Source organism: Polaromonas sp., from assembly GCF_031411155.1.
GTDB lineage: Bacteria > Pseudomonadota > Gammaproteobacteria > Burkholderiales > Burkholderiaceae_C > Polaromonas.
Genome location: NZ_JANOAL010000068.1, coordinates 1 through 3,737, shown reverse-complemented (window position 1 = coordinate 3,737; position 3,737 = coordinate 1). Strand labels below are relative to the sequence as shown.

Below are 3,737 nucleotides of genomic sequence, written 5' to 3'. Positions count from 1 at the left end.
TCGCCCATCCCTTCGAGTGGAAATTCACCCGCGCCGATCTGAACGCCCTGATGGCGCGCATGCGCTCACGCTATGCCGAAAACCACCCTCTGAAGCTCGCAGCATGAACAATACGTGTGCGAACTTCCGAAGTGGACTACTTAGGTTGACCATCAGCGGTAGCAGCGCATCTCTCAGACATTGGCAGTGAAAGGGCAGCCCGGAAGGCGGGCTCGCGGGTAGACAGACGGGCTGGCTACCGAGATAAATTCAAGTTCAAGAACTTGATAAGTTTTCATCAATTGCGCTGTAGCCCAAGTAAATATGACACAAGCAGCTATGCAATTGATAGCAAACCATTGGGCTTCCGACCCCAGCAACCTCAGGGAATCAAGCCCATCGCATGCATGTAAGCCGGGTGCAGCATCAGCTCGTCCCATTCATGGGCGGGCGTTGTCGGTAGCAGGTCGAGCCGGCGCATCTCGCTGGACTCCAGCGCTTCCCACTGGCCTTTGACCAGGGCCTTGGTCATGCCGTCGAGCAGCTCGTCGACCGCCCTGCCTTCGTCCACTGACTGGTTGCACAGCAGCACCATGTCGCAGCCGGCGTTCAGGGCCGTGACCGCCGCCTCGGTGTAGCTGACTTGCCGGCCGTCAATCAGGCGCGCGCCGGCCATGCTCAGGTCGTCGCTGAAAATGGCGCCGCCAAAGCCGAGCTGGCCGCGCAGGATGTAGGTCAGCCATTGTTCCGAGAAGCCTGCCGGCCGGGCATCGACCTTGGGGTAGATGACATGCGCGGGCATGACGCTGGTGAGCGTGGTGTTGAGCCATTCGTAGGGCGCGGCATCGTCGGCCAGAATGGCCTTGAGGCTGCGCTTGTCGACCGGAATGTCGGTGTGCGAGTCGGCCTTGACAAAGCCGTGGCCGGGAAAATGCTTGCCGCAGTTGGCCATGCCGGTTTGCAGCAGGCCGTGCATCAGGCTCTTGGCCAGCAGGGTGACCACGCGCGGGTCGCGGCCGAAGGCGCGGTCGCCGATGACGCTGCTTTCACCGTAGTCCAGGTCCAGCACCGGCGTAAAGCTGAAGTCGACACCGCAGGCGCGCAGCTCGGCGCCCAGCACGTAGCCGCAGGCGGTGGCGGCGTTGGTGGCGGCGAGCTGGTCTTTGATCCACAACTCGCCGAGCGCGCGCATGGGCGGCAGGTGGGTAAAGCCATCGGTGCGAAAGCGCTGCACGCGGCCGCCTTCATGGTCGACGCAAATCAGCAGGTCTTGCCGGATGCTTTTGATGTCGGCGCACAGGCTGCTGAGCTGCTGGCGGTCTTGCCAGTTGCGGGCAAACAAGATAATACCGCCGGTCAGCGGGTGCTGGAGGCGGCGGCGGTCGGTTTGGCTGAGTGCCAGGCCGGCAATGTCGATGATGAGGGGGGCGTGCTGGGTCATGGGAAGAGTACAGGTTTACTATTGAATTGATAGCTGCTTGCGCAGTTTTTACGCGGGCTAGCGGCCTATTTACCGTCTTTTTTTTCCACCACGCAGAAGCTGGCGGCGTAGTCGGTTTCGTCGGTCACGGTGACGTGGGCGCTGAGCTGGCGGGCCTCGAACCAGGTCTTGAGAGCGCCGTGCAGCACGATCTCGGGCTTGCCGCTGGCGGCTTTGGCAATTTCGCAGTGGCGCCAGGTCATGGGCAGGCGCATGCCCAGGCCTATGGCTTTGCTGAAGGCTTCCTTGGCCGAAAAGCGCGTGGCGAGGTAGCTCACGCCGCGGTCTGGCCAGCGGGCCGAGCGCTCGGACCAGGTTGCCAGTTCGCCGTCGCTGAGTATTTTTTGGGCGAAGCGCTCGCCGTGGCGCTGCAGGCTGGCGCGTATGCGCCGCACATCACAGATGTCGGTGCCGATACCGAAAATCATTGTGGGGTGGCAACCGGTGCAAACGCTTCATCAATGCAACGCAAGTAATCTTTCACCGCTGCCGCATAACCCATCTCCAGCGCGTCGGCAATCAGCGCGTGGCCAATCGACACCTCGCGCACGCCGGGAACGGTGCGCAAAAACTCGGTGAGGTTGTTGCGGTTCAGGTCATGGCCGGCGTTGACTCCTAAATTAATAGCAGCTGCCGCGCGTGCCGCCTGGGCAAACCGGCTTAATGATTCATTTTTTTCGGGTTCGGGCCAGGCCTTGGCATAGGTTTCGGTGTAGAGCTCTACCCGGTCGGCTCCCGCTGCCTTGGCGGCGGCCATGGCGCCGGCGATCGGGTCCATGAACAGGCAGACCCGCACGTCGCGCGCGTGGGCCTGCTTGATCAGCGGCTGCAGGCGCTCGGCGTCCTGCGGAAAGCTCCAGCCGTGGTCGCTGGTGAACTGGTCCTCGCTGTCGGGCACAAAGGTGCACTGGTGCAGCGGCAGGCCGCGGGCGCTGAGGTCGCGCACAAAGTGCATCAGGTTGTGCAAGGGGTTGCCTTCGATATTGAATTCGCGGTCGGGCCAGTCCTTCATCAGCGCGGCGATTTCGTAGACGTCGTCGGCGCGAATATGCCGCTCGTCGGGCCGCGGGTGCACCGTAATGCCCTGGGCGCCGGCCTCCAGGCACAGTTCGGCGGCGCGCGTCACGCTGGGCATGTCGACGTGCCGGGTATTGCGTAGCAGCGCCACTTTGTTGATATTGACCGACAGGGCCGTTTTGTGAAAAGGCTTGTCGGGGAGAGGTGGATGTGAAAGCAGGTTCATGGCGGTGTTGCTCGCTGTGTGGCTCTGGCTTGGGGAGGGCTTCAAAAAGCTTGCAGGTCCATCATCATTTGCCGGGTTTTCAGGACCTTTACACCACAATGGTAGTGCAAGAGGGCGCGAAGCTGGGTTTTGAGCTCATTGAGCCCCGGAATGCAGGCCCGCACCGTGTCCGAAAACAGCGCGCCATCGGCCAGGCCGCGCTGCAGCGCCTGCCACTGCTCACCCGGCAGGCTGGCGCGGTCGTCGTCATGCGCCTGGCGCAAGCCGGCTTCGGCCACCAGCACGTAACGGGTGCCGGGCTGCAGCGGCGCCAGCGTGGCGGTTTCCGCGTCCAGCATGGGCAGCAGGCCAATGTCACGCAGCAAACGCAGCTCAAAAGCCCGCAGGGCCAAGGGCAGCGCCTCCAGGCTCTGGCTGGCCAGCAACTGCACCGTGGCCGCATAGGCATCAAAAAGCGCGGGGTGCGGGTCATCGCGGGCCAAGAGGCGCATCAGCAGTTCATTGAGGTAGTAGCCCGACAGCAGCGCGTCACCCGTGGGCATGACATGGCCGCCCTGCCATTCGGCGCTTTTGAGGGTGCGGATTTCAGCGTCTCCGCCAAACGCGATGTGCAGCGGCTGCAGCGGCAGCAGGATGGGCCTGAAGCTGGAGGCCGGCTTCTTGGCGCCGCGGGCGACCAAGGCGATACGGCCGTAAGTCCGCGTGAACACTTCCAGAATCAGGCTGGACTCGCTCCAGTCGTAGCGGTGCAGGACGTAGGCGGGTTCGTCTGAAATGCGTTTTGTCACCATCGGGCGTCAACAAAAAGTCAGCCAAGCCACAGCGCTCACTTATCCACACCAGCCGGGGCCGCGGAACTGGCTTTGCCAGGCCGCAGGCGCAGCGGCCCCCTCGGGGGGCAGGAAGCCACACGAAGTGGGCGACCGTGGGGGCTATTCATACCCGAAGGTCTTGACGCGGGCTTCGTCATCGGCCCAGCCGGAGCGCACCTTGACCCAGATCTCCAGAAACACCTTGCCACCCGTCAGCGTTTCC

At 63.1% G+C, this 3,737-nt stretch carries 4 protein-coding genes and 1 pseudogene; all 5 read right to left on the bottom strand.

Annotation, left to right across the window (positions count from 1 at the left end; genetic code table 11):
• Positions 1–361: 361 nt before the first annotated feature.
• Complete coding sequence (nagZ, locus tag RMO23_RS03930) at positions 362–1,420, bottom strand: beta-N-acetylhexosaminidase (protein WP_309678796.1); 1,059 nt, start codon at positions 1,418–1,420, stop codon at positions 362–364.
• A 65-nt stretch (positions 1,421–1,485) separates the two neighbouring features.
• Positions 1,486–1,887 carry a holo-ACP synthase gene (acpS, locus tag RMO23_RS03925; RefSeq protein ID WP_309678795.1) on the bottom strand — a complete coding sequence of 134 codons (402 nt, stop codon included), beginning with the start codon at positions 1,885–1,887 and terminating at the stop codon, positions 1,486–1,488.
• On the bottom strand, positions 1,884–2,702 hold the full coding sequence (locus tag RMO23_RS03920) for a pyridoxine 5'-phosphate synthase (protein WP_309678794.1): 819 nt from the start codon (positions 2,700–2,702) through the stop codon (positions 1,884–1,886). Before RMO23_RS03920 ends, acpS begins: the two co-directional genes overlap by 4 nt.
• 41 nt (positions 2,703–2,743) lie before the next feature.
• Positions 2,744–3,493: a DNA repair protein RecO gene (gene recO / locus RMO23_RS03915; RefSeq protein ID WP_309678793.1), complete on the bottom strand. Its 750-nt coding sequence runs from the start codon at positions 3,491–3,493 to the stop codon at positions 2,744–2,746.
• A gap of 141 nt (positions 3,494–3,634) precedes the next feature.
• Positions 3,635–3,737 (bottom strand): annotated as a pseudogene (locus RMO23_RS03910) (GTPase Era); the annotation flags it as partial.

What these genes read in the sequence shown, in the direction of transcription:
- RMO23_RS03920 (WP_309678794.1), bottom strand. Translation starts at nt 2,702, where the DNA reads ATGAACCTGCTTTCACATCCACCTCTCCCCGACAAGCCTTTTCACAAA.
- recO (WP_309678793.1), bottom strand. Translation starts at nt 3,493, where the DNA reads ATGGTGACAAAACGCATTTCAGACGAACCCGCCTACGTCCTGCACCGC.
- acpS (WP_309678795.1), bottom strand. Translation starts at nt 1,887, where the DNA reads ATGATTTTCGGTATCGGCACCGACATCTGTGATGTGCGGCGCATACGC.
- nagZ (WP_309678796.1), bottom strand. Translation starts at nt 1,420, where the DNA reads ATGACCCAGCACGCCCCCCTCATCATCGACATTGCCGGCCTGGCACTC.